The following is a 24,842-nucleotide window of genomic DNA, read 5'->3' as shown; positions in this document are numbered from 1 at the left end:
GTGCCGTCCCACGATGTCGAAAGCGGCTCGGAGCAGCCAACCCAAGATCTGGCCAAGGTTTCTCCAACCCCAGCCGTGCAGGGTGTAGCCCACAGCGGAATCAGCCTCACCCAAGGAGTGCTCATGCGTATTCGTCGTGCCCTGGCGACCGCAACACTCGGGACGGCGCTCGCATTCGGGGCCCTGGCTGTGCCTGCGCCGACGGCATCCGCGAGCGACGACGTCTTCTACACCACGCAGGCGACGAAGCAGTACACCTGTGCCAAGACGACCTGCCGAGTGAAGAGGAACCTTTTCGAGGGACAGCCGCTCTCGATCTCCTGCTACTACGTCGGCCAGTCGGTATCGGGCAACAAGATCTGGTACTACACGACGACCTGGCAGTACGAGGTCTGGGTCGACGGATACACCCCGGGCCAGCACATCAACACCGGCGCTGATCCCAAGCCCGGTATCCCACGCTGCTGAGCGGCGCGCAAAGCAAGTAAACGCCATTTTCGACGCGACCCGAATTCAACCCCCAGCAAAAGGAAGCTTCATGCCCATGACGCTCACGAAGCGGGCCGGACTCGTTCTCTCGGCGCTCGTGCTCGGCGCCGCGGCCACCACTGCCGCCCCGGCGATCGCCTCTCCCGCCCCCACGCCGGTGACGACAGCCGGGGACAGCGCCTGCCCCTATGACCTGGGGCACCCGACCCTCTACCCGGGAGACACCGGCAAGGCCGTCGCGCACGCGCAATGCCTGCTCAACATATATGGCCGAGGGCTCGCCGAGGACGGCATCTTCGGCTCCGCGACAAAGTCTGCCGTCGTATGGGCACAGGGGCGATGCGGTATCGCAAAGGACGGCATCGTCGGCCCGAAGACGTGGAACTGCCTGCACCCGGACGTCAGCCCCAACCCGTAACCCTCGCTCGGGGTCGTCGCCGGGGAAAGACATCATTCGGCGGGATGTGCGGCGGTACGACATTGCAGGTCTCTCCAAAAGCATGAGCACGCTCCGGCCGTCTCCCGCGGTGAGGAGACGGCCGGAGCCGGTTCACGGCCTTCTGCCCGTCACCGTCCACCGTCGCGCGAACAACCCGCCGTCAGGGAACGCCCCCGACCCCTGGAGGCAGGTGACGCGTCGCTCAGGGCGAACATGAGTTTCTCCTGGAAGGGGATCGACAACCACGGCGTACGGCCTCGTGCGCATCGGGGATGGGCTCGCCTGGTTCAACTTCAACGAGACTTTTGGCAGCACTCTGCCGAAGCAGAAGAAGGCGGCTCTCATGCCGGTTCTGCCGGAGAATCTGGTCGCCCGGCAGGTGAAGAAGGTGGAGGCCTCCCTGGAAGCGGCTTCCACCTCCTGACCACGGCTATGCGCCCCTGCCTGGCGCATCGAGGATGTCACCCAGCCATAGCCGATGGCGGCCGGAGTGCGGCGAACCGATACGCCGCTTTGAGCGCGCCCGGCCCGGCGAGCTGGTCCACATCGACGTCAAGAAACTCGGCCGCATCCCCGACGGCGGCGGCCATAAGGCCCTCGGCCGCGCAGTCGGTCGGGCCAACTTGGACCACCGAGGCGGCACCGGATGCCTACCCGCACACCACCCTGGACGACCACTCCCGCCTGGCCTACACCGAAGACCTGCCCGACGAGAAGGTCGCCACCTGCGCAGCCTTCCTGCATCGGGCTGCCGCCTGCCTTGCAGCTCAGGGCGGTGCTCCACGAAGCGTGTCCAGTCCGGCTCCACTGGATACTTCGGGCCGTCCCAGACCACGGCCTGATCGACGAGGCCGGGCAGCGTCGTGTCCTGGTGTCCGTCCGCGTACTCCACACCGCGGTTTTCGTGCAGGGCATCGGCGATTTCGATGAGGTAGTCGGCGAACGACGGCCACACGCCGAGCTTGGGAATGCCGGCCTCTTGGAAGGTTCCGATCCGTCCGAAGCCGGGTCCTGGGATGCAGTCGGCGAACAGCCCGTACAGGCCGCTGCAGTCGGTCGCGGCAAAGGCGAGGTACCGAACGGCGGGATCTGCCGGCCGGCCGATGGTGTGGGGACCCTCATCCCAGTACGGCAAGTGCTGCACCGGGGGATCGCGTGCTTCCTCGGCAACAGCCAGGACGTTCCCTGCCCTTGCGGGGAAAGCCCGGTCCCGGGTTCAGGAGCGAGCTGCAGCAGCTGAGCAAGACGGAGTTGTACCGGCGGGCCACAGACCAGAACCTCCCCTGCCGTTCGACGATGAGCCGTGACCAGCTGATCGACGCCCTGACCGAGGCAGGACGCCGGGAAATAGGGCGACCGCCTGACGGACGCCCCGGGCCGAAGCCTCGGTGACCCCTGGCTCCCTGGTGCCGCTGACGGTCATGGGGGCCATCAAGCCGTCCGCGTCGACGCGACCACGAGCAGCCGTGGGGCGTTCGTCCTCCCGGCACCGTCGCCGTTCACGCTCGCGGCCGGTGCGGTGTCCCCCACCGGCAGCTGTGGGCCCGAGGGGGCCAGGTCGGTCCCAGTCCGTAGAGGCCACTGCGCCGTGGGAACGGGAACGGGAGGACGGCTCCGCCTCGCTCGACAGCGCCCCGGCCGTACGGGCCGTATGCCCTCCGTGCCGTCGATGGTCATGTGTTCCTCCCCCGAAGGGTGTCGGACACCGGGGCGCCCGAGTCCCGATCGGCCCGACTTCCTGCCGAGCCGAGCGCCCGTCAATGCGCAGAAAGGCGCGTTGACGGGCGCGTTGAGGCACATGCACGGGTCGGCGGTGTGTCTACTTCTTGATCACCTTGTACTTGAGCTCGTAGTCCCACCAGTCACTCTTGAACTTCATCTCCAGCTCTTGGTCGAGCTGCGAGATGGTGGCGATCTGATGGCCCAGATGGTTGTTGTCGGTCCATCCGCCGTCCCGCTCCCAGAGGTCGACCGACACGGAGGTTCCGGTGAAGTCGACGGAGGGGATGTCGGTGATCTGCCCGCCCTTGGCGACCACCCCTGCCCAGACCGCGTTCCCGTAGTACATACGCGGTTCGTCGCGTGAGTCCGGCCACGCGTCCTCGATGTCATGGACGGTGAGGCGGATGGGAACGAAGGTGTAGGTCTCGGCCGCGCGGACACGCCCGGCGTCTGATTGCGCCGCCAGAGCAGAACCTGCGTTGATCGCACCGCACACAATCGCGCCGGCGGTGACTGCGACGAGCGTGAATGTCCTTGGTCGTACGCGCATTTACTGCCTTCCTTTCCAATCCGTCGGATGCGTTCGTGCGTCATTCTTCGCCCGCCCCCCACCGAAATCGTCATCCACAGGCCGTCACCCCGCCGTCATCGCGGAGACGTACAGCGGGGCCAGATCTACGGCGTCGTGCCGATGGCTGCTCCGGCTGCCGCCCACCACACTGCTCTCGTGCAGATGCATCCAAACGGCATGAACGGAGTGGCCATGACCAAGCTGTGCCAGCCCGTTGTCTCCATCCAGCGGGCCGACCTGTCGGATCCCGTCAGCGGCCATCTGTCCTGGGGGGTTCTCATCGCCCAGAACCTCGTCGCGGCACCCGGACCGCTGGAGTGGCTGTACGACGAGAAGATCCCGCTGGAGGTGCTCTTAGCCTCTGCCCGAAGGAACTCACCCGGATTCGTGGAGCGGATCAAACCGGAAGGCGCCGACGTCATGGGCCTTGAGGACCACGCCGAGGGAACGACCGCCGTTCTGCGATTGGCGCAACCGTCCGCGCACCGCTCGGCCACGGACGAGTTCCGCAAGGAGGAGTTCGAGATGCTGCTGTCCGCGAGCCCGGACATGTGGGCGGCGCTCGAAGGGGCGGGAGGCGTGCCGACCGGCATCCGGGAACTGCCGAAGGAGCAGGTCCTCGGCCCCGTACGGGAATGGGAGGCCTCCCTCCGGCGTGACCTCGTTCGCGACCGCACTCGCCGGACGGTCGGTGAGGTCACCTGGGTCTGGTGCCCTCTGTCTCCCAAGTGCGGGTGTCCCGGCCAGTGGTGGTGATGACCGAGCCGCGCCGGCGGACGACCCGTCTCGATCCGCTGCTTGTGACGGTACTGCTCCTGCTCGACCTCGTGCTGTCCTGGGACCGTCGCCCCGGAGGGGATCTCCCCGAGTGGCTTACGCCCGGATATGCCGCCGTCGGCTACCTGGCGCTGCTGTGGCGGCGCAGGTTTCCCGTAGTGGTGTTCACGGTGGTGTTGATTCACCACCTGCTGGCCTGGGCCATCGCCTACGGCTATGTGCCCTCACTCAGCGTGTGGCTCGGGCTCTTCACGGTCGCGTACCGAACCGGCCGTCGGACAGCAGTATCCGCCCTGTTGGTGAGCCTGGTGCCGACCGTGATGAACGCGGTCGACGAGGCCGGTCACGCCGCACCGGACGACCGCGGCGACGCGCTCGTCGTAGCCGTGATCCTCGGTTCACTGGTCGACCTGGCCGTGTTCGGGGTCGGCCGCTGGGCCGCCTGGACGGTGCAGCGTAGAAAGCTGGAGGCCGAGCGGGCCGCCGCTGACGCGGTGGCGGCCGAACGCGGCCGAATCACTCGGGACCTCCATGACATCGTGGCCCACGCGGTCAGCCTCATGGTGCTCCAGGCGGCCGGTGCGGCCCAGATTCTCCGGAAGGATCCCGACCGCGCCGCGGTGGCCCTGGGGCACGTCGACAGACTGGGGCAGGAGGCCGTTGTCGAGTTGCGTCGGATGCTTTACCTCCTGACCGACCATCCCGACGACGTCTCGGAACGGCCTCTTCCCGGACTGCGGGACCTAGACCGGCTGTTGGAGCGCACGCGAGCCGGCGGCGGACGAGTGGAGCTGGTGATCACCGGCGCCCCTGCCCCTCTGCCTCCGGGAGTGGACCTGTGTGCCTACCGGATCGTGCAGGAGGCGCTCACCAACTCCGCCCGCTACGCCGACTCCCAGCTGCCGATACGGGTGGAGGTGCGATGGCACCCGACCCAACTCGAACTGCGGATACGGGACCACGCCCCGATGACCCGGCGCGCTGCGGCCCACCCCCTGTCCACGGGCAGAGGGCTCATCGGCATGCAGGAGCGCGCCGCTTCCGTCGGCGGGCGCTGCCACACCGGCCGCCAGTCCGACGGGGGCTTCCTGGTCACGGCAACCCTGCCCGTGAACGGACCACCATCTCCCGAACCGCACCGATACGGACGGAGCCGGACCACTGACGGCGCGCCTCCCCTACCGAGCACGACCTCGCAGCCGTGACAGCCGAGCACCCCAATCGCATACGGCTCCTGCTGGCCGACGACGAGCCGCTCGTACGCGCCGGCCTGGCCATGCTCCTCGATGCCGAGGACGACCTCATCGTCGTGGGGGAATCAGGCGATGGCGCGCACACCGTCGAACTCGCCGCTCGGCTCCGACCGGACGTCATCGTGATGGACGTGCGGATGCCGCCGGGAACCGATGGTGGTGTCGTGGCCACCCGTAGGCTCGCCGATGACGGGTTCTTCGACGACGGCGAACGCGCCGCTGCCGTACTGGTCCTGACCACCTTCAACGACGACGACGCCGTCCATGCCGCGCTGCGCGCCGGAGCCTGCGGGTTCATGCTGAAGAGTTCCGCACCCGGCGAACTCGTCGCGGCTGTACGGGCCGTGGCGAAGGGCGACGCCTGGCTGCATCCGGCAGTGACCCGCAAACTGCTGGCCGAGTTCGCTGTCCGCCCCGATGCCGTGCAGTCGGCCCCCGACACATTGCAACGCCTGACGCCGAGGGAATGTGAGGTGCTGGTACTGGTCGCACACGGGCTCTCCAACGACGACGTCGCCGCGCATCTGGTCGTCAGCCGGGCCACGGTCAGAACCCACCTGGGCCGCATCCTGGCAAAGCTCGGCCTCGACAGCCGAGCCCAGGCGGTAGCCGTCGCTTACAAGAGCGGACTGGTGCAGCCCGACGATCCGCCTCCAGCCCAAGCCAGGCTGTCGTGAACCTGAGCCGTCAGCCGTGAGCCGTCAGAGCTCGGTCCGGGAACACCTGGAAACGCCGGCGCGGCGCGACGACGGCGAAGACGCTCGCGGGACCCCTCCAGCGGCGGCAATCAGGGGGGCTACTGAGGCACGGCACGGCGTTGTGCGCGACGGTGGGCCACGATCGCGCTCGGGAACCTCGAAGGTCGCAAAACGCCGTAGACGGCCATGAGGAGCCGGGAAAGATCATGCGTACCGGACGCTGGCCGGCCCTCGCCACGGGTGTGGGCAGATGGTTGTGCCCGCACTGCCAACTGTGCTCCCAGAGGCAGGTCTGCAAACCGCAGGTAGGCGCTACAAGTACCTACCTCCAAGCAGGGAAGGCGAGTCCCAGCCAAACCCTGGCACACCGCTGTCCACATCCAGACAGCAATACACAATGGGCGCAGTCAGTGCGCATCGGCCCGAGGCCGGCCGAACACGAAAACACACTTGAGGGATTTCGATGAAATCTAGGCTGGTCTGGGGCGTTGCCGGGGCCGCCGTCGCTTGCCTCGCGGCGCGGGCGGTGGCCGCCGGGATAGAGCGTCAGCCGGATCCCGTGCCCCGCGAAGTGCTGTGTCGTGAGCCCGAGGGCGAGGAGGTGTTCCTGTCCCGGCCCGACGGGACGGTGTTGCGCGCCGTCGTCGCCGGTGAAGGTCCCCCGTGGTGTTGGCCCACGGTTACGGTGTCTCGCTCCTGGAGTGGAACCTGGTGCAGGACACCCTGGTGACGATCGGTCACCGTGTCATCGTCTTCGACCAGCGCGGCCACGGGGGCTCCACGTGCGGTACGGAGGGCATCGGCTCCGCCCCTATGGCGCAGGACTATCTGGCGGTCCTGGAGCATTTCGACGTAAAGGACGCAGTGCTGGTCGGGCATTCCATGGGCGGGTTCATCGCGCTTCGTGCGGTACTCGACCATCCCGGCGTCGCCCGGCGGCTGCGCGGTCTGGTGCTGTTCGCGACCTGGGCGGGCCGCATTTACGACGGAGCGCCGCACAACCGGCTGCAGATCCCGCTGTTGGAAACGGGCGTGCTCCAGCAGCTGGCACGCACCCGGACCGGCGGAATCCTGTTCGGAGCCGCCCAGTGCGGAAAGCGCCCCTCTCCGGCCATGATCGACGTCTTCCTCGACGTCTTCCTCCGCCAGGACCATGCCTTGCTCGTGCCGATCGTCCGGGCCTTCGCGCGCGAGAACCACTATCCGCGCCTGCCCGAGATCACGGTTCCGACCGTCGTCATGGTCGGCTCGGCCGACCGCAGCACACCGCCGAGCCACGCCCGGCGCCTCACCGCGGGGATACCGGGCGCCCGGCTGGTCACCGTGCCGGACGCCGGACACATGCTCAACTGGGAGGACCCCCAGGCACTGGTGGAAGCCGTCGTCTCCCTGCACGAGGCCGACCGAGCCGGCTGACGCCCCCTCGACTATGGCCGAGAGCACAGTGTGATTCCCCCGCCGTTACCGCTTGGGTGAAGGGATCGAGCAACCGGGTGGGGCGAAGGGGGCACGGGTGTACGACTACATCATCGTGGGCGCCGGGTCGGCCGGGTGCGTGCTGGCGGACCGGCTCACCGAGGACGACAGCGCGCGCGTGCTGCTGATCGAGGCCGGCCCTGTGGACGACGCCGCGGAAATCCACGTTCCGGCGGCGTTCAGCAAGCTCTTCCAGACAAAGTACGACTGGAGTTACCTCAGCGAGTGTGAACCGGGGCTGGACGGCCGCCGTCGCTATCTGCCCCGGGGCCGCATGCTGGGCGGCTGCTCCTCGATGAACGCGATGATCTACATACGCGGCAATCGCCGCGACTACGACGCCTGGGCGGCCGGCGGCGCCGACGGATGGAGCTGGCAGGACGTCCTGCCGTACTTCCTGCGCGCCGAGGACTTCACGGGCGCCACGTCATCGTGGCACGCCACCGGCGGTCCGCTCACGGTCGGCGAAGGCCGCTCCCGCCATCCGTTGATGGACGCCTATGTGGCGGCGGCACAGGAAGCCGGCCACCCCTACACCAGCGATTTCAACGGCCCCGAACAGGACGGCGTCGGCTACTACCACCTCACTCAGCGCGACGGTCTGCGCTGCAGCACGGCCGACGCATATCTGCGGCCGGCCCTGTCCCGGCCGAACCTCGAGGTGCTGACCGGCGCCCAGTGCACCCGCGTGCTGCTCGACGGCGACCGTGCGACTGGCGTCGAGGTGGACCGGGACGGCGAACTGCTGTGCCTGCGCGCCGAAAAGGAGGTCGTGCTGTCGGCCGGTGCGTACAACTCTCCTCAGTTGCTCATGCTCTCCGGCATCGGCCCGGGCGACGAACTGGCGGCCCGCGGCATCACGCCCCGCGTCGACCTCCCTGTCGGGGAGAACCTGCAGGATCATCCGCATGTCGGTCTGTGCTATCTCACCGACACCGAGTCGCTGTTCACCGCCGAAACGCCGGACAATCTCCGCCTGCTGGAGACCGAGGGCCGCGGTCCGCTCACCTCGAACGTCGGCGAGGCCGGCGGGTTTCACCGCACTCGTGAGGGACTGGACGCCCCCGACATCCAGGTGCACGCCACACCGGGGATGTTCCATGAAGAGGGGATCAGCCCCGTGACCGACCACGCCTTCATGTTCGGTGCGGTCCTGCTCGCTCCCACGAGCCGGGGCAAGGTCTCCCTGCGCTCGGCGCTCCCCAGCGCCAAGCCTCGCATTCTGCACAACTACCTGACCACCGAAGAGGATCGCGCCACGATGATCCGGGCACTGCGGATGCTGCTCGACATCGCCGACCAGCCCAGCCTGGTCAAGCACCGCCGGGCCGACTTCCGCGTACCGCGCTCCACTGACGACGCCGGCCTGCTCGACTTCGCCCGGCGTGAGCTGCAGACCCTCTACCACCCGGCGGGCACGTGCGCCATCGGCCCGGTCGTTGATTCCCGGCTCAGGGTGCACGGCGTGAGCGGCCTGCGGGTGGTGGACGCCTCGGTGATGCCCACCGTGGTGCGGGGCAACACCAATGCCCCAACGATCATGATCGCGGAGAGGGCGGCAGACATGATCCGCGGCCTTCCGGCACCGGCGTGACAGCAACGTCACGCGCGGACCGATGCGACGTCCTCGGCCAGTGCGCCACACGACGTGGTGTCCGACCCCGATTGGTTGATGGCGAAGGGGCGATCGGTCAGCTCCCGCACCCGGTCCCACTGACGCCGCAGATCTGCGACCGGGCGCACCGCAGTGCCCAGGCTGCCCAGACCGCCCTTCGCCATGGCCGCGATCGGCACCGGCCTCGGACTCGGCTAGCGGGGCGGCCTGACCTCGCGGCGCTGGACGGCCGCAGCGCCTCCGAGGTCGTCGAGGAGGTCGGCGAGGAGGGTGCGGGCGGCATCGAGGGCCGTGCTGCCGAAGCGATGGCGGAGGCGTTCTTCCAGTGCCGCCCGGGCACGGCGGGCGGCGGCGACGGCTTCGTGGCCGCGGGGGGTGAGCGTGACCCGGCGGAGGCGGGCGTCGTGGGGGTCCGGGAGGCGTTCGGTGTAGCCGAGGCGCTCGAGTTCGGCGACCGCTTTGGAGGCGCCCTGCTGGGTCATGTCGAGCTTCTCGGCGAGCTCGCCGATGGTGGGCTGTGTGTGGAGGAGGTGCTGGAAGACGTAGCCGTGGGACATGCGCAGGTCGGGAAAGCCGTGGGCGGCGAGTTCGTCCTGGACGGCGGTGGCGGCGGCGAAGCCCGCGAAGAGGGCGAGGGTGCCGGTGTCGAGGTCATGTGGGTCGAGTGGCTGCTGCATGGGCCCACTCTGTCATTTGACAACCTTAGTTGTACAACTATGGTTGTTGGTATGTCGGAGTTCCATGAGCACCCCAACATCCGCACGGCCGTCCGCTACCACCAGGCGGTGTCCCGCTTCGCTGCAGGCGAGGAACTCGCCGCTTTCTTCCACCCGGACGCCGTCCACACGCAGTTCCCCAACGCCCTCTTCCCGGACGGCACCGTCCGCCGTCTGCCGGAGTTGATCGCCGCCGGGCAGGAGGGACACAAGCTGCTCGCCGAGCAGCACTTCGAGGTGATCAACGCGGTCGCAGCGGACGCGCAGGTCGCCCTGGAAGTCACGTGGTCCGGCACGCTGGCCGTGTCCCTCGGCGACCTGACCGCGGGGCAGGTGCTGCGCGCTCACATCGCGGCGTTCCTCGAATTCCGCGACGGAAAGATCATCGCTCAGCGCAACTACGACTGCTACGAGCGTCTCCGCCCCGCGGCTCCCAGCGACACCGATCGACAAGCCGAGGACGAGAAGGCCTCGCCCTGAGCGCGGGATGTCTCAGGACGGTCGCAACCAGCACAAGCCTCGGCCTCACTCATCCAGCGGTGCGGTGAACGCGGACCAGCGCTGGATCGGCGTCCGGACCGACACCGTGTCTTCGCCGACCGTCCCAGGCCGAAGCGGGGGCTCATTCCTTCGCCCGTGGCGAAGGGCGCCGCTGTAGGCGCCGCCGAGATGGATGCCCTGTGCGTCACCCCCGTAGACCAGGATCGATTTGCCGCCGGGGTGTCCCGCACGGCCTTCAGGTGGGCGGCGACCTCCCGTATGGCGGTGTCCCAGTCGATGGTGGGGGTGAAGCTGCCGTCCGTTCCCGGCGTAGCGATGTCATCAGCCGGGCTCCACCGTTTTGGCCGTGGTCAAGACGCAGGGGGCTTGTTGCAGGTTTGGCAGTCCTGTCTCCTCGTGCGGTGGGCAGCTGGGAAAGCCGGGCCCCGGGGTGCACCCGGGGCGGTAGGTGGGGTGCTGGTCAGCCGAGCGGGTTGGTGGTGTCGCGCAGGGCGGCCAGGGCCGGGGCGTACATGCGGGCCTTGATGGTGCCGAGAGTGTCGCCGGACTTGTTCACCTGTGCCTGGGCGATATCGACGGCGGTGGAGCGCACGGCGTCCTCGCTGACCGCCTGGTCGACGATACCGGCGGCCGCGGCGTCGGCACCGCCGTAGCGGCGCGCGGTGAGCATGGCCTCATGTGCGGTCTGCGGTGCCAGCCGGGACTGGATGAGCGCGGCCATGCCGGGGGTGAAGGGGATGTTGATGTCCGCTTCCGGCAGGCACCAGTAGCCGCGGTCCGCACGCATCACGCGGAAGTCGTGGGCGAGGGAGAACATCGCGCCGGCGGCGAAGGTGTGCCCCTGCAGCGCGGCCACCGTGATGACCGGCAGCGACAGCATCCGCGCGAACAGCTCATGGACGGAGACGACGTAGTGCTGATGCTGGTCGGCGTGAGCGAACAGCCAGTCCAAGTCGAGCCCGTTGGAGTAGAACTTGCCGGTGCCGGCGGTGACCAGGGCGCGGGGGCCCTCCGCCTTCTCCACCTCGTCGAGGGCGGTACTGACGGCAGCGAGCCAGTCGGGGTGGAAGCGGTTCTCTCCGTCTCCGAGGTCGAGGATGAAGACGTTGTCCTGACGGTCGAGCGAGGGCATGGCGACTCCTTCGAGCTGAGCTGACTCAGGTCAAGTGGCTGCGGCTACGGCCGGGGTGCGGGTGGAGCACTGGGGCTGTTGCGCAGGGCGTGGAGGAGCAGGTCATGGATCTCGGCGGCGGCTGCCTCGATCGGGGCGGTGCTCTGCTCTGCCCGGCACATGATCACCGCGCCTTCGACCGCGGCGATAATGAAGGCGCCGAGCCGGCGGCTGCGTTCCTCGGTCAGGCCGTGCCGGACGAAGAGGGCCGCGAGGGCCTGCTGCCAGCGGGCGAAGACGGCGGCGGCGGAGCGGGCGAGCTGGGGTGCGTCGTCGTTGGTCTCCACGGCCACCGCCACGATCGGGCAGCCGGCCCTGAAATCGCTCTCCATGAGCCGGTCGCGCCACAGCACGAAGAATGCGTCGACGGCCTGCACAGGATCATCCGCCTGCACGGCGGCGTCGATCAGGCCGGCGATGAAGTCCCCCGCCAGTGCCACCGCCTCGTTGATGAGCTGCGTCCGCCCGCCGGGGAAGTGGTGATACACCGAGCCCCGAGGGGCTCCGCTGTGTGCGAGCACCCGGTCAATGCTGGTCGCGCTCGCCCCGTACTCACGCAGCAGAGCAGCAGCACTGAGGATCATCCGGTCACGGCTGTCACTCTTGCGCGGGCTCACCTGCCCACCCCCTTCCCACGACAAGGTGGCCCGCCGAGAGGGCTACCTGTCGGTAACTTATGGGATATGCCATAGACCATGCAAGAGGTGGAGTAACCCAGAAATCGTTCGACCGGAATCGAGGCAGCCAGTGCCGTGATCACGCTGGGCCCTCCTCATGCCGCTGCACCGGGCCACCCTCAACCTGGCCGTACATGGCCGGGCAGGCCGGTCGGCCGCGCCTGGAGGACAGCCCGGGAAGGTCGCGTTGCCTCTCCGGAGTCGAGTTCCCGCATTCCCGCAGACGCAGTGGCCTCACGGACACGGCAGCGCGGGCGACCGCTCTGATCCCGCCGTGGCCGAGAGACTGGGCCTCCGCCCCTGTCAGAAGGCGACGCTGCCGCTAGTCGAGGTGCCAGAATCGCCTAGGCCACCGCCGACTCCCTCGGCTCCGACCGGTTGAACAGGTGCACGAACCGCTCGTGCAGAGCGGTCAGCTCACCGGCCCACAACCTGACATCAGCAAGGTCCCCACCCACAACCACACCACCGATCAACCTGGCCAGCAGTCACGACAAGCACCGTTGCAGTACTGGGTCGGCGCCTTCGCTCCCTCCAGGCGGATGCACAGAAGGATGCCCTCGGTCCGGATATAGACGTAGTCCGTGGCGGACAGGTCGCCTTCGCCGAATGCCTGTGGTCGGCCTGCCACTGAACGGTCAGCCGGGTCACGGTGGCCGGAGACAGGTCGGCCGAGGAGTCGACGAACTGCTCGAGCACGGGCACGAGGTCGCCGGACGACAGGCCGTCGAAGTGACTTCACCCTCGTGACATCCCCCTGCGCATCCGATGGCGACGCGGGGCCGGCCGGGAGGTTGGCGTAGTCCGTGAGGTTGTCGATCAGCTCATGAGCTCCGGGAGGGTTGAGGACGACGTCCTGGACTGGGAGGTGGGCCCCGTCGAGGTCGAGGATGCCGCGGGCGGCAGCCGGCTCGCGGAGCCGCTCGCGGACGTCATCGCTACGGTCAGCAGTCGGCGGGATCGGGCTGCCGTCCGGGCTCACGTGGAGGTGGAGGTAGTCGAACGAGATCAGGCGTGTCGGGCGCAGGGTCGGGTTCTCCTCTGGACATGACCTGCGCCGTCTGTTGCGTCTTCAGCGCGTGGCCCGGTCTGCTGCTTCTCGGGTGATGTCGGCGTAGAGGCGGAAAAGGGTCGGCCGGGCTTCGCCGTGGTGGCGTTCGGGCAGGGCCGCCCAGCACCGGGCGATGAGATCCCGGGCCTGGGTGCCGGGCCAAGGCTGGGGCAGGAGCTGAGGCGGCAGAAGCGGGTCGGGCTCCATGGCACGGGTGAGTTCGGCCGCCAGCTCGACAGCGATGGTGAGCAGTTCGGACGGGGAGAGTCCGGCAGAGCCGGTGAGCCGGTCGAGGCGGGGCTGGGCGATGCGGCTGAAGCGGTGGTAGCGGTCGGCGATCTCCTTCAGGGGCCACAGGCGGCGGGCAAGTTCGGCAGGCTCTTGGGTGTCGCCCCTGCGGAGGTCCGTCGTGCTGAGGAGGGTGAGCGCACCGTGGGCGCCGAGGCGGTGCGCCGCGTCTTCGACGTACGGTTCCCAGGCGTTGGCGCAGACGTACAGTCCGCCTTGGAGCGGGGCGCCACCGAGATGGACGAGCGTCTCGCGCAGGGCGTCCCGGACCGTGCGCGCCGATTCGGGCACGGCGAAGGCGGCCAGGTGCCAGACGCCGTCCCAGGGGGCGAGCCCGGCGTCCTGGCGGAAGGCGTGCCGCAGGAAATCCGCGTTGGGGGCCAGGGCTTGTGTGGTGTCTTCCGTGGCGTGCAGCACTGCTTTGCGACCGCGGCCTTCGTGGGTGAACCGGCTCTCGGCCACGAGGCGTTTGACGCACAGCCGTACCTGCTGGTCGCTCATACCGAGGGTGGCGGCGACGGTGTACAGCTCGTCAGCGCTGACCGTGCCGTCCTCCCGGATCAGAGCGTGGACGAGCATGCGGGTGGGGATCTCGACGTGGTCGGTCACGGCGCGCGCAGTCCTCTCGGCCCGTCCTCCTCGACGGGGCGGTGCATGGTGGTCACCGCGCCGAACCCCAGCAGCCTGCGGAGGTAGGGCGTGCGCTCGGTCCGTACGGCCGTGAAGCCGCGCCGCTCGTACAGGGCTCTGGCGCGCGGATTGGTGTCGATCACGTCCAGTCTGATCTCCCGGCAGTCCTGTTCCGCCGCGACGGCGGCCACTTCCTCGATGAGCAGGCTTCCGACGCCGCGGCCGCGCACGTCCGGGGCAACGGCGATGCCGTCCATGACGAGCTGTCCGGGGGCCGGCCGGCGTTCGAACAGGGCGAGGAGCAGGAGTCGGTGCAGTCCTCTCAGGTGTCCGTACGCGCGCAGCACGGCGGCGGCCGGCCCCCCGGTGAGGGCCCGCCCGCCGAGCTGGTAGCCGGCGAGGCCGACGAGCTGCCCGTCGAGGAGCGCGCAGACCGCGCGATCGGGGTTCAGGTGGGCCGCGATAAAAGGCACCGCCTTGCCCGGCGGGTTCAGTGCGGGACCGAGTTTGCGGCCGAATGCGTCCCAGTACAGCTCGGCCGCCCGCTGCTCGGCTCCAGCCGGAACACCTCGCCGGACCCCCACCGGTCCGGTCCCGGGGCTTGTCGCGTCCAGTGCCATGCGGTGCCACCTTTCTCGCTGAAACCGAGACTCAAATCTATCAGATTCAAAACGACCGTCCTCGAACTGATAGTTTGGCCACCTGCCCAAACCCGAACAGAGGCGGTCATCCCATGCGTCCAAAGACCCAGCCCCGACGGCGCGGGCTCCGTATCGCCGTGTGGTCACTCGTCATGGTCCTGATCGTGGCCGCCGGTCTCGCCGGTGTGGTGCTGTGGCAGAACTCCTACGACATGGACGAGCAGCGGGTCTCGATCCGCCACGGCGGCCACACCCTCAACGGCGTACTGGCCACCCCCAAGGACGGCCGCAAGCAGCACGGCCTGGTCGTGTACGTCCACGGCGACGGTCCCATCGACGCCACCCACGACGACGGTTACAAGCCCATGTGGGAAGCGAACGCCAAGGCCGGGTACGCCTCTTTGTCCTGGGACAAGCCCGGCGTCGCAGGCGCACCCGGCAACTGGCTCGACCAGTCCATGGACGACCGGGCCAACGAGGCAGCCGCCGCCATCGCCTGGGCACGCGCCCGCCCCGACATCGACGGCGACCGCATCGGGCTCTGGGGCGCCAGCCAGGCCGGCTGGGTCCTGCCGAAGATCGCCGCCAAGACCCCGGTAAGGTTCGTCATCGCCGTCTCGCCCGCGATCAACTGGCTCCAGCAGGGCCGCTACAACCTCCTCGCCGAGCTGCGCGCCGACGGCGCATCGGCAGCCCGCACCAAGGCCGCGATCGCCAAGAGCGACACCACCCGCCGACTGCTGGAACGCCACGCGACCTTCGCGGAGTACGTCACGGCCACGCGCGGCGACACGGACGGCATGACCGCCGACCGCTGGGGCTTCATCTCCCAGAACTACACCGCGGACGCCACACAAGACCTGCGCGCCCTGCGCGGCATACCGGTGCTGCTGACCCTCGCAGGCCAAGACATCAACGTGGACACCACCGACACGGAGCGCGTCTACCACAGGGTGCTGGACGCGGGCGGTGCATTGACGGTCAAACGCTACCCGCACGCGACCCATTCACTGCTCAAGCAGTCCATCGAGCGGTCGGGCGTCAAGACCACGCTCACCGTGCTCTTCTCCCCTCGCTCGCTCTTCGCGAACGGATTCCTCGATGACCAGCGACAGTTCTTGAAGGATCCCGGCCGAGGCAGCAACGCCACTCCCTGACAGTCCCGCAAGGTCGGCCATGGCGCGTTGTGCAGTTCACGTACACCGCCCGGTGCATGAGCAGGCAGACCTCCATCGGCGACGTCGATGCCGGCGCGGGGCTGGTTTGTGCCGTGCCCGCATCCGTGCTGTCGGTGGTTGAAGGTGCGCTCTGCTGCTCCGCCGTACCGGTATGGCCGGGGGCCGTGTCGTCGGTACGGGGTGGTGGTCTGCAGCCGGGGCTCGACGGCGCGACCGGTTTACGCGCTGCAGCCCAAGACGGGACAGGACTGCGACGAGTACCCCTCCCGCTCGACGCTGGAGGGAAGCAGCAAGCCCCGTGGGACTGAGGTGCTGCAGACTTCCGGTCCTGGGCCCTGAGCAGAGGTCTGCGCCGCTGACGTTGAACTGTCCTCATCGTTCAGTCGTTGGCAGCATGGGGTGCCCTGCGGCCCTCCCTCGCGCCGTCCCGCCGGGCTGCGATCAGGGCCAGCACCCCGAGCACGATCAGTCCCGGTGCGCCGGAGACTGGGTAGAGAATCTGCAGCGGCACACCGATGGCGAGTAGATACCAGCCCAGCTGCGCCGGGAGCCTGCCGGTGTCACGGACGATGCGTTGGCTGAGTGTGCCCAGGGCGAGGAGGCCGAACCCGGCGAGGAAGAACCACATCTCGTACTCGCGCTGCGGGTTTCCGGGGACGGCGTTCCAGAATCCGTCGCGGGCCACGTCTCCGAAGGTGCTGGAGGCGATCAGGGATACCGCGAAGTGCACTGCGGTCAGTCCGATCACCAGTCGGGGAATCAATCGCGTCATCGTCAGCTTCCTCGATTCGTAGGGTCATTGAATCTCTTGATGACATGGCATCGGTCTGGACGGACTGGGGCGCGAGTGGAGGCAGCGACGTATGCCGTCAGCCCCCGAGCGCCAGGCACAGCGGGGAGTACAGCGCGAGGTCCCAGCGGGTGAAATCGGTCGGCCGGCTGGTCAGAGCGGAGGACACCAGACCAATCGAACCTCGCAGCAGCAGCACGCCTGCGACGCCCCATACGCCCTGGTGGACCAAGCGACGTGGCCGCACCTGTGGAATCAAGTCGGCCCGGGCTGCGACCACATAGGCCGCCGCCCCGAGCGCCGCCGCGACAGCGGCCGTCAACTCCGGCGCAGGCAGACCGGCTTCGGTGACACCCACGACCGTACGGGCGAACTCGGCACGGCTGGCCAGCGGCCAGGGTGAGAAGGTCCAGATCCCGTGCAGTGCCCCGACCGCTCCGAGGCCGACTGCAGCCGTCCCGCCAGCAAGTTTCGTCAGTCTCATACTGCGCCCCCAGCCCTTCCGTACACCCCTGTACGGAATGACCATACAGTACTGTACGGACATGGCTAGAAGGCACCTCACCCCCCAGGACTGGTCGACTGCGGCGTTGCGCGCGATGGCACGCGGCGGAGTCGCCGCAGTGTCGGTCAACGCGCTCGCGGGCGAGCTGGAGGCGACACGAGGCAGCTTTTACTGGCACTTCAAGGATCGCGATGCACTGCTGACGGCCGCGCTGGAGGTGTGGGAGCGGGACGACACCGAAGCGCTCATCGCAGCGTTGGGTGATATCACAGACCCCCGGCAGCGGCTGACGGCCCTGTTCACCATCGCGCTGGGGCAGGAAGACATCAACGGCCTGGAGCCCGCGATCGTCGCCCACGCCGATCACCCCGCCGTCGCCCCGGTCCTGCGCCGGGTCACCGAGCGGCGGATCGCCTACCTCACAGACCTCTACACCGACTTGGGCCTGGCCCCCGCCCCAGCCCGGCGGCAGGCTGTCGCCGCGTACGCCGCCTTCCTCGGCTGGCTCGAACTGCGCCGTTCCGCCTGCGACATCGTGCCCGAGGTCGCCGCCACCGGCACCATCGCCACCGCCGCGCTTGAGCACCTCATCACCGAGCTGGCACGATCCGCCATGCACCTGGGGGAGCCGGAGTGAAGCGCGCCACCGTCCCCGCTCATCCCGCTGGCCAGCGAGCCTGAAAGGCGGTCAGCTCTGACCACGGTCCCAACTGCTTTCACTGACGGCGACGCATGAATGCACTGGGCCGCGAACTCCTCGTTGATCCCCGGTAGCCGTCGATGATGTGAGAGTCTGACCGATCCCGACCGCCGCTGGCGGATGGCAGGCTTGATCAGTCGGCACGCAGGCAGAACAATGAATGGCTGGTTAGGTTATGGACTTTGCATAAGCGTCTTCCCACGAGAGGGGCGACTCTGCGTCGGAGAGCCAAGACAGACTCAGACCCTGGAGCGTCTCGAGCGCACTTACCTCGCCGCCACCCTCGGCACCACTGTGCTGACGGCGACCGCTCTGGCAGGCGCTCCCACTGCCCAAGTGCAGGTCGCTGCAGCCGAACACTTCCACGTAGCAGTGGGGAACACGTGGACTGACGGCACCGTCACCTTCTACAACCGCTCGGTTCTCGTAGAAGGAGTACACAAATCGGTAAGCTCGGCCAGCCGCATGACCTGCCGAACACTCTGGCGACGACTGTCAACAGCGCTGGCCCGATGGATAACAGGGTTTCTGGTGAGGTGGCCTGTGGCAACACCAAGGCATTCAGCCTCGTTGTCGCAGCAGACCGCCCCGGTGGAGCCACAGCTGTGGAGGTCTGCCTCACCGACGCCAACAGCACAGAGCTGAAGTGCCACGTCGCCTTTCCGTGACGTCGCATCAGCCAGGCACCTGCATGGATGAAGGTTTGTCACTCAGCAGGTCCACGACCTGTTACGCGACAAGGCCCGCCGGGCCCACGGCCGCAATGCGGAGCCCACCGCGGCCGTGGTGGACGCGTAGAGCGTGGCGACCTCCGCAAACGTCGCCGAGGCCAGCCAGGGCATCGATGCCGGCAAGAAGATCAACGGACGCAAGCGGCATCTGATCACCGACACCCGGCCTGGTCCTGACCGTCCTCATCACCACCGCGAACGTGCACGACACCATCGGCGGCAAGCTCCTGCTCGACGACCTGGCCGCAGCCCATCCCGGCGTGACCAAGGTCCGGGCCGACGGCGGATACCAGAACAGCATCGTCAACCACGGCGCCAGGCTGGGCATAGAGGTCGAGGTGGTGCAGCGGCCGCGGACGAAGGGGTTCGAGCCGATGCACGAATGGGTGGGTGATCGAGCGTACCTTCGGCTGGCTGAGGCAGCACCGCCGCCTGGCGCGGGACTACGAAGCCCTCCCACAGAGATCACGGACGATGATCCACTGGGCGATGGCTAACAAAATGTCCCGCAAACTGACGAGAGAATCCACGCCAACCTGGCGAATCGAAACGGACATCCCGCTCACCCCCTGCTGAACATTCATCAGATGCCCTTTAAGGCCTTGATGCTGAAACACCCCGTCGGCGGCCTCCACAACAGCAGCTTGGTCTCCTGACACACGACGGGCGCCAGCTCCCACTCCCCCGTGGCCATCGCGTCGAAGGCCTCGGTGCACACCGACCGGTCGCTGTCGGCACGGGCCTTGGCGTACAGCGCGGGCCAGCGGGCCCGAGCCCCCGGCGCGCAGGCGGCCACCAGGGTCTCGCCAGTGTTGGCGATGACGCGCAGTGCCTGCTCGCGCCACACGCGGCCGCTGCGGTGCACGTCTCGCCGTACGACCGTGGCGCCGGCGCCGAAGGGTCGCATCGCACACCCCTTCCTGTTCGGCCCGGGCTGGGCAAGCCACCGGCTGAGCGAGCAGGGGCTTGGGCTTGTCCGCCAGGGCCACCTGCAGCGTCGGGAACCGCTCATCGGGGGTGGCGGTAGCGCGCCCGGAAGGCGTACGTCTCGCCGAGGGTATTGCGCGCCACCTCCATTGGCGGTGCCCGGCATGAAGCTCGTAGTACCAGACCTTCTTGGTGAGGCGGGCCTGGCCCGGCGCGTTCAGGCCCACCCAGTCTCAATGTCAGTGGCCACTGCCATGATGCCGACAACATCAACAGCACGGAGCAGAACATGGTGGAGCAGGCGGTACAACCGATAGTCGAGGCGATCGTGGCCAACGCCCCGAACGGCTGGACGCACGCGGTGCTGCACGGCCGGGCAGGGCGGGGCGGTACCGGAGTGACCGGCGGCTACAGCCGGCACGGGGAGAAGTGGAATACGGGTCTGCCCAATCCTTACGTGGAACTCATGGCGCTGGCGGAGAGTGTGCGTGAGGACCGCGGCTGGGAGCCCGTCAGCCTGGAGATCCGGTGCCGGCCGTCCGGCGAGTACCGGCTCGTCGCCTTCGGCGACGCCATCAGCAGGGTGACCGGGACGGGCAGCGGCTTCGAGGTGGTCCTGGACCCCGACTACCGGTTGCCCCAGCCCGGCCGGCATCAGGAGGCCGGTACCGCCGCGCCGATGGGGGATCCCGACGTGGCCGTGGCACGCTTCCGCGCCTACCTCGAGCGGCGTGCCGCCATCCTGGGGCATCCCGAGGAACTGCCTCCGCCCGCCACTGCCGCCGCGATCGACGAGGCCGAACGCCGGCTGGGGCACCGCCTGCCCTCCGACCTGCGGGCGCTCTACCTGATGGCCGACGGCGACGGCATCGGCTATGAGAACCGCTATCTGTTCCAGGGCAACGCCTGGCTGTCGCTGCAGAGCATGGTTGCCGAGGCCACCGATTGGGGCGCGGGCGAACGGCCCTGGTACGGCTGGGATCTGGAATGGGAGGCCGTCGTCTTCGACACCACGCCCACCGACACCGTCCGCCGCTGTGGGGGCCATCCCGGCTGGTTGCGTTTCGGCAGCAGCGAGGACGGCAACTTCCTGGCCGTCGACATGGCCCCGGCCCGCGACGGCCATCCCGGCCAGGTCATCCGGACCGGCCGCGACTACGACGACGGACCCGCCTACGTCGCCGACTCGATCACTTCACTCCTCGGTCACTACCTGGAACTCCTGGACCGGGGCGCCTACGAGAAGCACGGCGACCACATTTCCCTGCTCGAACCCGACCGCGATCCCGCCCCCCAGCAGATCATCGGCGGCGACATCCCCGACGAGGTCCCGCCCACCCTTCAGGCAATCCACATCAACGACGTGACCGGCCTCGTCGACCTCGCCCCGCTGACCGCCGCCCCCAGACTCCGCCGCCTCCACCTCAACCGCTCCACCACCGCCGACCTGACACCCGTACGCGAACTGCCCGTCGAATCCCTGCGCATCACCCTCACCGAAGGCGACCTGACTCCCCTCGAAGCCCACCCCCATCTCACCTCCCTCGACCTGACCACCTCCGCTCCCGCCGACATCACCCCGCTGACGACGATCCCCCACCTGCGGGGCCTCGACCTCTCGGGAGCCGACGTCCCCAACCTGCCGGTCCTGGCCGACCTCCCGGACCTGCGCTACCTGTCCCTCACCGGCCGCCAATGGACCACCCTCCTGAATGAGGGCAAGGTGCCCTCCACCCTCGCTGCCGCCTGTCTGGCAGACGCCGACGCCACCTTCGACGACGCCCTCGCCTGGGCAGGCCGCCTCGGCCTCGACACCGAGAACGCCCTCCGCGTCACCGGCACTCTCTAGACCGGCGGTGAATCGCACCGCCCGAGCCGGCCTGGTCGTGGTCACACAACCGGGCCGGCTCCCGCACGAACAGCGTGTCAGCGGCTGCATGGCGGGGCGCTTGGCCGATGCCCGCAGCAGGCCGGGGAAGGCGCCCCGGCGCGCGGGTTCAGTCGGTGATGTACCACGCGTCCTTGAGGTACTCCAGGGTGTAGCTGCCGAGGTCGCTCTCGGAGAAGGTGGCGGAGGACCTGACCGCCTCGACCGGCATCTCGACCTTGTCGGGCGTTCGCACAACGACGCGCTGCGGGTCGACTGTCGCTGTCTGCAGAGCCTTCTTCTGCTCGGGCGAGATCATCTGGAAGACGACGGCGTACGTCGACGTACACGGACCGAACCCCTGGTCCTGCGCCTTCTTCGCCGCGGGCCCGGCCACCTCGCAGACCGTGTCGATGTCCTGCCGGCCCAAGGCGTGGAGGTACTCCTCGTACCGCTGAATCGCCCCCTCCTTCGTCCTGGGCGCGGGCTGATCCGCGCTCGGTTCGGCCGGCGGCTTGTCGGCACCCCCGCACCGTTCATCGGTGAATACGCCCGGCAGTTGACGCTTCGGGTACGGGCCCATCGGCCCGTTGAACCCGTTCACGTGCTCCTGCGCACCCCACCACCCGGAGTACCCCCACCACGGCTCGCGGTCGACGGGGCGGGTGCGGTCCCACGTGTGCCACTCGGCGCCGTCCTCCGAGGTCCGGTCGAACGTGGCAGTCACGCGGTGGTATCCCACAGTCGGGTAGGAACCGTGTGAACCGGTCGCGCAGGATGGCGTAGAGCACGTTGATGCGGCGTCGGGCGAGGGCGATGAGCGCTTGGTGATGTCGCTTTCCCTCGCCTCGCTTGCGGTCGTAGAAGGCCCGGGACCGTGGGTGGTTCGGCATCGCGCAGAAGGCCGACTGGTAGAAGATCCGCTTGAGGGCCTTGTCGCCGCCGGTCGCGCTGCGCGAGTAGCGGATCTTTGCGGACTGGGTGAGCACGGGCGCCAGGCCGGAGGCGGCGGTGAGGGCATCGCCGCTAAAGAAGCGTCGGATGTCGCCGACCGCGGCGGTGAGGGTGGCCCCCATCCCCGGCAGGCTGCGGATGAGGGCCCCGTCAGGGTGCACGTCGACCAGCTCCTCGATCTCGGTCTGGAGGGCCAGGAGCCGGTTCTTGCCGGTCAGGAGATCACTGGCGAGTTCGCGGATCAGTTCGGCGGTGCGGTGCTCGCCGGCCACGGTCGTGCGCTGCGTGTGCGCCGAGGTGACTGCGGCCTGGGCCAGTGCCTCGGCGGTGGGCTGCTTGACGCCGTGTTTGCGCAGGTAGTCGGTGATGCGGGAGGTGCCCGCACGGCGGATCTCGCTGGGGGTGACGTAGTGGGCCAGCAGGATGAGGCTGGACTTGTTGGTGGGGTCGGTGGCCTTTTCCAGGCCGGGATGGATCGAAGCGAGCAGGTCCCGCAGCCGGTTGATCCGCGCGGTGGCTTCCTTCACCAGCACGGTGCGGTGGCCGACCAGCAGGCGCAGCTCGATGGTGGTCTCGTCCGGTACCTGGACAGCCCGCAGGTCGTCGCGGAGCATGACCTGCTCGGCGATCACCCTGGCGTCCCGGGGATCGGACTTGTTCTCCCCACCCCGGGTGCCGCGGCGGGCACGGTTGACGGCCAGGCCGGGCACGTGCACCATGCGCAGGCCGGCGGCCAGGAGCATGGCGGTCACCAGCGCCGTCACTCCGCCCATCACGTCCAGACCGACGGTGACGTCGCCATGGTCGGCCGCCACGGCCTTCAGGTCGCTGATGGCCCGGTCGATGGCTTCGGGGTCGTTGTCGACGCGACGACTGCACAACTGCCTGCCGCGGTCGTCGGTGACGGCCAGCCAGTGGAAATCCTTGGCGATGTCGAATCCTGCATGAGCGGGCAAGGTGACGCTTCCCTCGTCGACCAACGTATGGCGCGACTCCTTCCGTCTGTCCTCGCCCTACCCAGCGATGGTCCGCAGAGCCTCATCAGCAGTCCGGAAGAAGTGGCGGGGCAGGGGGAACAGCGGCCTGAGCCATCAAGGGCAGCCAGCATGAAAACCATCCCTGCCCCACCCGCGCAGTCCCAGAGTCGCGAACTCACGGGACGCACTCAAGAAGGTAGGGCAGCATGACCGGCACCACGGAGGCCCTTGGCGGGCCGGCTGCAGTCGACGATGCAGCACGAAGGGTCACGCGCCCGTTCTACGTATACGCCGTGCTCGCCAACTCGCTGTTCCAGCGTGGCGTATTCGTCCTCTTCCTTTATCAGCGCGGCTTCTCCGTCGGGCAAGTGGCCCTCCTTCAGACACTGCTCTACCTGGTCAGCGGACTTGCGGAGGTGCCGACGGGAGTCATCGCCGACCGAATCGGCAGGCGTGCCAGCATCGTGATCGGCCAGGTGCTGATAGCTGGATGTCTGCTCGGTCAGGTGGCGTTCTCCCACTACTGGGTGTTCCTGGTGCTGTTTATCGGGCAGGGCGTGGGCATGGCATGTGTGTCCGGTTCGGACACCGCCCTGCTGTACGACCTGCTCGTGCGTCGTGGTTCAACGGCCCACTACGTCAAGATCAAGTCACGGTTCACCATGCTCGGGACGGTCACCTCGGGAGTCGCCATCGTCCTCGGCGGCCAACTGCAGCAGGTTTCCTGGGGAGTCGTCTACGTCGGTTCGGCGGCGTGCCTCGTCCTGGCCGTGGTGGTGCTGATGTCAAGAGTGCCCGAGATCCGCGGCGCGGACGCGGTGGACGAGCAGGACGGAGCCGAGGAGCACGGCGACGCCACAGCATGGACGGCGATGCTTCGGGTCGCCAAGCCGGCGCTCGTGACGCTTGTCGTGGTGTCCGGATTGATGCATGCGACTTTGACGCCGTACATCATTTTTACGCAGAAGACCCTCTCCGATCAGGGAGCGGGCACCGCATTGGTCAGCGTGGTCATAGCGGCGGGATTCTTCGTCGGCGGACTCACTCCCTTGCTGTCGGACCGCGCGGACCGGCGCATCGGGTATCGGGTCATCGTCCCGGTGTCTCTCCTGACGCTCGCCGTGGCGCTCGGCCTGAGCGGTCTCGGCGATGTCTGGGTCACCATCGCCGCGTTCCTGGTCCTGGCCGGGATTCCCGAGATCACCGCCGTGATCGTGGACAACGTGTTCAACGAGGCCGTGCCATCGCGCCACCGGGCGAGCCTGCTGTCGATGATCGCATTCGTGGAGTCGGCGCTCATCGGCATCGGCTATCTCGTCCTCGGCGCGCTCATGGACGGGTTGGGCTCCAGTGTGGGCATGGCCACCTACGCCGCGGTCCCCCTGCTGGCATGTCTCCTGTGGCTCCCGGTGCTCTTCCGAGGGGCACGGGTGACCACCGAGATCGAGAAGCTCGCCGACCAAAAGGCATCCTGAAACGCTGTCATCGCGACGATCAG

Annotated in this window: 27 protein-coding genes and 2 pseudogenes; 16 read left to right on the top strand and 13 right to left on the bottom strand. The window is 68.3% G+C overall.

Annotated elements, in window-relative coordinates; translation table 11 throughout:
• Positions 1-123: 123 nt before the first annotated feature.
• From ACQEV2_RS40680 to ACQEV2_RS40665, 4 genes and pseudogenes are all read left to right on the top strand, one after another.
• Entirely contained in the window at positions 124-468 is a 345-nt protein-coding gene (locus ACQEV2_RS40680; RefSeq protein ID WP_433053711.1) for a hypothetical protein, read from the top strand.
• A 70-nt stretch (positions 469-538) separates the two neighbouring features.
• Positions 539-907: a peptidoglycan-binding domain-containing protein gene (locus ACQEV2_RS40675; RefSeq protein ID WP_433053708.1), complete on the top strand. Its 369-nt coding sequence runs from the start codon at positions 539-541 to the stop codon at positions 905-907.
• A gap of 280 nt (positions 908-1,187) precedes the next feature.
• Complete coding sequence (locus ACQEV2_RS40670; protein WP_433053705.1) at positions 1,188-1,352, top strand: hypothetical protein; 165 nt, start codon at positions 1,188-1,190, stop codon at positions 1,350-1,352.
• 82 nt (positions 1,353-1,434) lie between these two features.
• Positions 1,435-1,702, top strand: a pseudogene (locus ACQEV2_RS40665) (IS481 family transposase); the annotation flags it as partial.
• Between the two features lie 1,045 nt (positions 1,703-2,747).
• Here the strand turns inward: ACQEV2_RS40665 and ACQEV2_RS40660 are convergent.
• Entirely contained in the window at positions 2,748-3,200 is a 453-nt protein-coding gene (locus tag ACQEV2_RS40660; RefSeq protein WP_433053702.1) for a hypothetical protein, read from the bottom strand.
• A 213-nt stretch (positions 3,201-3,413) separates the two neighbouring features.
• On the opposite strand from ACQEV2_RS40660, the gene ACQEV2_RS40655 reads away from it, so the two are divergent.
• The 5 genes from ACQEV2_RS40655 (at position 3,414) to ACQEV2_RS40635 (ending at position 9,019) form a co-directional block, all read left to right on the top strand.
• Positions 3,414-3,977, top strand: coding sequence for a hypothetical protein (locus tag ACQEV2_RS40655; RefSeq protein ID WP_433053699.1), 564 nt, complete (start codon positions 3,414-3,416; stop codon positions 3,975-3,977).
• The gene (locus ACQEV2_RS40650; RefSeq protein WP_433053696.1) at positions 3,977-5,203 is read left to right on the top strand and encodes a sensor histidine kinase; all 1,227 of its coding nucleotides are present in this window, start codon (positions 3,977-3,979) and stop codon (positions 5,201-5,203) included. The genes ACQEV2_RS40655 and ACQEV2_RS40650 overlap by 1 nt, the downstream gene beginning before the upstream one ends.
• Positions 5,200-5,928, top strand: a complete 729-nt coding sequence (locus tag ACQEV2_RS40645; protein ID WP_433053693.1) for a response regulator — start codon at positions 5,200-5,202, stop codon at positions 5,926-5,928. Before ACQEV2_RS40650 ends, ACQEV2_RS40645 begins: the two co-directional genes overlap by 4 nt.
• Before the next feature lie 684 nt (positions 5,929-6,612).
• A complete protein-coding gene (locus ACQEV2_RS40640) occupies positions 6,613-7,365 on the top strand; it encodes an alpha/beta fold hydrolase (RefSeq protein WP_433053690.1) in 753 nt (250 codons plus the stop codon).
• A 97-nt stretch (positions 7,366-7,462) separates the two neighbouring features.
• Positions 7,463-9,019 (top strand): GMC family oxidoreductase, encoded by a 1,557-nt coding sequence (locus tag ACQEV2_RS40635; protein ID WP_433053687.1) that lies wholly within the window; start codon positions 7,463-7,465, stop codon positions 9,017-9,019.
• Between the two features lie 8 nt (positions 9,020-9,027).
• On the opposite strand, the gene ACQEV2_RS40630 is transcribed toward ACQEV2_RS40635, so the two are convergent.
• Both ACQEV2_RS40630 and ACQEV2_RS40625 read right to left on the bottom strand, forming a co-directional pair.
• Entirely contained in the window at positions 9,028-9,204 is a 177-nt protein-coding gene (locus tag ACQEV2_RS40630; RefSeq protein WP_433053684.1) for a hypothetical protein, read from the bottom strand.
• Positions 9,205-9,234: 30 nt separating this feature from the next.
• Positions 9,235-9,717 carry a MarR family winged helix-turn-helix transcriptional regulator gene (locus tag ACQEV2_RS40625; protein ID WP_433053681.1) on the bottom strand — a complete coding sequence of 161 codons (483 nt, stop codon included), beginning with the start codon at positions 9,715-9,717 and terminating at the stop codon, positions 9,235-9,237.
• 51 nt (positions 9,718-9,768) lie between these two features.
• Here ACQEV2_RS40625 and ACQEV2_RS40620 point away from each other — a divergent pair, with 51 nt between their 5' ends.
• Positions 9,769-10,236, top strand: a complete 468-nt coding sequence (locus ACQEV2_RS40620; protein ID WP_433053678.1) for a nuclear transport factor 2 family protein — start codon at positions 9,769-9,771, stop codon at positions 10,234-10,236.
• Positions 10,237-10,717: 481 nt separating this feature from the next.
• On the opposite strand, the gene ACQEV2_RS40615 is transcribed toward ACQEV2_RS40620, so the two are convergent.
• The 5 genes and pseudogenes from ACQEV2_RS40615 to ACQEV2_RS40595 form a co-directional block, all read right to left on the bottom strand.
• On the bottom strand, positions 10,718-11,389 hold the full coding sequence (locus ACQEV2_RS40615; protein ID WP_433053675.1) for an enoyl-CoA hydratase-related protein: 672 nt from the start codon (positions 11,387-11,389) through the stop codon (positions 10,718-10,720).
• A 44-nt stretch (positions 11,390-11,433) separates the two neighbouring features.
• Positions 11,434-12,045 (bottom strand): TetR/AcrR family transcriptional regulator, encoded by a 612-nt coding sequence (locus tag ACQEV2_RS40610; protein ID WP_433053672.1) that lies wholly within the window; start codon positions 12,043-12,045, stop codon positions 11,434-11,436.
• 580 nt (positions 12,046-12,625) lie between these two features.
• Positions 12,626-12,840 (bottom strand): annotated as a pseudogene (locus ACQEV2_RS40605) (IS256 family transposase); the annotation flags it as partial.
• Between the two features lie 337 nt (positions 12,841-13,177).
• Complete coding sequence (locus tag ACQEV2_RS40600) at positions 13,178-14,053, bottom strand: PaaX family transcriptional regulator C-terminal domain-containing protein (protein ID WP_433053669.1); 876 nt, start codon at positions 14,051-14,053, stop codon at positions 13,178-13,180.
• Positions 14,050-14,694 carry a GNAT family N-acetyltransferase gene (locus tag ACQEV2_RS40595; RefSeq protein WP_433053666.1) on the bottom strand — a complete coding sequence of 215 codons (645 nt, stop codon included), beginning with the start codon at positions 14,692-14,694 and terminating at the stop codon, positions 14,050-14,052. The genes ACQEV2_RS40600 and ACQEV2_RS40595 overlap by 4 nt, the downstream gene beginning before the upstream one ends.
• 113 nt (positions 14,695-14,807) lie before the next feature.
• Between ACQEV2_RS40595 and ACQEV2_RS40590 the strand changes: the two genes are divergently transcribed.
• Complete coding sequence (locus ACQEV2_RS40590; protein ID WP_433053663.1) at positions 14,808-15,872, top strand: alpha/beta hydrolase family protein; 1,065 nt, start codon at positions 14,808-14,810, stop codon at positions 15,870-15,872.
• Positions 15,873-16,272: 400 nt separating this feature from the next.
• On the opposite strand, the gene ACQEV2_RS40585 is transcribed toward ACQEV2_RS40590, so the two are convergent.
• Positions 16,273-16,665: a DUF6463 family protein gene (locus ACQEV2_RS40585; RefSeq protein ID WP_433053660.1), complete on the bottom strand. Its 393-nt coding sequence runs from the start codon at positions 16,663-16,665 to the stop codon at positions 16,273-16,275.
• A gap of 97 nt (positions 16,666-16,762) precedes the next feature.
• Positions 16,763-17,167, bottom strand: coding sequence for a DUF3995 domain-containing protein (locus tag ACQEV2_RS40580; RefSeq protein WP_433053657.1), 405 nt, complete (start codon positions 17,165-17,167; stop codon positions 16,763-16,765).
• 61 nt (positions 17,168-17,228) lie between these two features.
• Here ACQEV2_RS40580 and ACQEV2_RS40575 point away from each other — a divergent pair, with 61 nt between their 5' ends.
• From ACQEV2_RS40575 to ACQEV2_RS40565, 3 genes are all read left to right on the top strand, one after another.
• A complete protein-coding gene (locus ACQEV2_RS40575) occupies positions 17,229-17,825 on the top strand; it encodes a TetR/AcrR family transcriptional regulator (RefSeq protein WP_433053654.1) in 597 nt (198 codons plus the stop codon).
• A gap of 961 nt (positions 17,826-18,786) precedes the next feature.
• Positions 18,787-19,116, top strand: coding sequence for a transposase (locus ACQEV2_RS40570; protein WP_433055178.1), 330 nt, complete (start codon positions 18,787-18,789; stop codon positions 19,114-19,116).
• Complete coding sequence (locus tag ACQEV2_RS40565; RefSeq protein ID WP_433055175.1) at positions 19,052-19,195, top strand: hypothetical protein; 144 nt, start codon at positions 19,052-19,054, stop codon at positions 19,193-19,195. The genes ACQEV2_RS40570 and ACQEV2_RS40565 overlap by 65 nt, the downstream gene beginning before the upstream one ends.
• Positions 19,196-19,202: 7 nt before the next feature.
• On the opposite strand, the gene ACQEV2_RS40560 is transcribed toward ACQEV2_RS40565, so the two are convergent.
• Positions 19,203-19,526 carry a hypothetical protein gene (locus tag ACQEV2_RS40560; protein ID WP_433053651.1) on the bottom strand — a complete coding sequence of 108 codons (324 nt, stop codon included), beginning with the start codon at positions 19,524-19,526 and terminating at the stop codon, positions 19,203-19,205.
• Between the two features lie 309 nt (positions 19,527-19,835).
• On the opposite strand from ACQEV2_RS40560, the gene ACQEV2_RS40555 reads away from it, so the two are divergent.
• Positions 19,836-21,395, top strand: coding sequence for an SMI1/KNR4 family protein (locus ACQEV2_RS40555; protein ID WP_433053648.1), 1,560 nt, complete (start codon positions 19,836-19,838; stop codon positions 21,393-21,395).
• A gap of 148 nt (positions 21,396-21,543) precedes the next feature.
• Here the strand turns inward: ACQEV2_RS40555 and ACQEV2_RS40550 are convergent, their stop codons facing one another.
• On the bottom strand, positions 21,544-21,843 hold the full coding sequence (locus tag ACQEV2_RS40550) for a hypothetical protein (RefSeq protein ID WP_433053645.1): 300 nt from the start codon (positions 21,841-21,843) through the stop codon (positions 21,544-21,546).
• A 106-nt stretch (positions 21,844-21,949) separates the two neighbouring features.
• The gene (locus tag ACQEV2_RS40545; RefSeq protein WP_433053642.1) at positions 21,950-23,323 is read right to left on the bottom strand and encodes an IS110 family transposase; all 1,374 of its coding nucleotides are present in this window, start codon (positions 23,321-23,323) and stop codon (positions 21,950-21,952) included.
• Between the two features lie 227 nt (positions 23,324-23,550).
• On the opposite strand from ACQEV2_RS40545, the gene ACQEV2_RS40540 reads away from it, so the two are divergent.
• Positions 23,551-24,819 (top strand): MFS transporter, encoded by a 1,269-nt coding sequence (locus ACQEV2_RS40540; protein ID WP_433053639.1) that lies wholly within the window; start codon positions 23,551-23,553, stop codon positions 24,817-24,819.
• Positions 24,820-24,842 lie beyond the last annotated feature (23 nt).

Source organism: Streptomyces sp. CA-251387, from assembly GCF_050936625.1.
Lineage (GTDB): Bacteria > Actinomycetota > Actinomycetes > Streptomycetales > Streptomycetaceae > Streptomyces.
The sequence above is the reverse complement of the archived record's forward strand: the minus strand, read 5'-3'. Positions and strand labels throughout refer to the sequence as shown.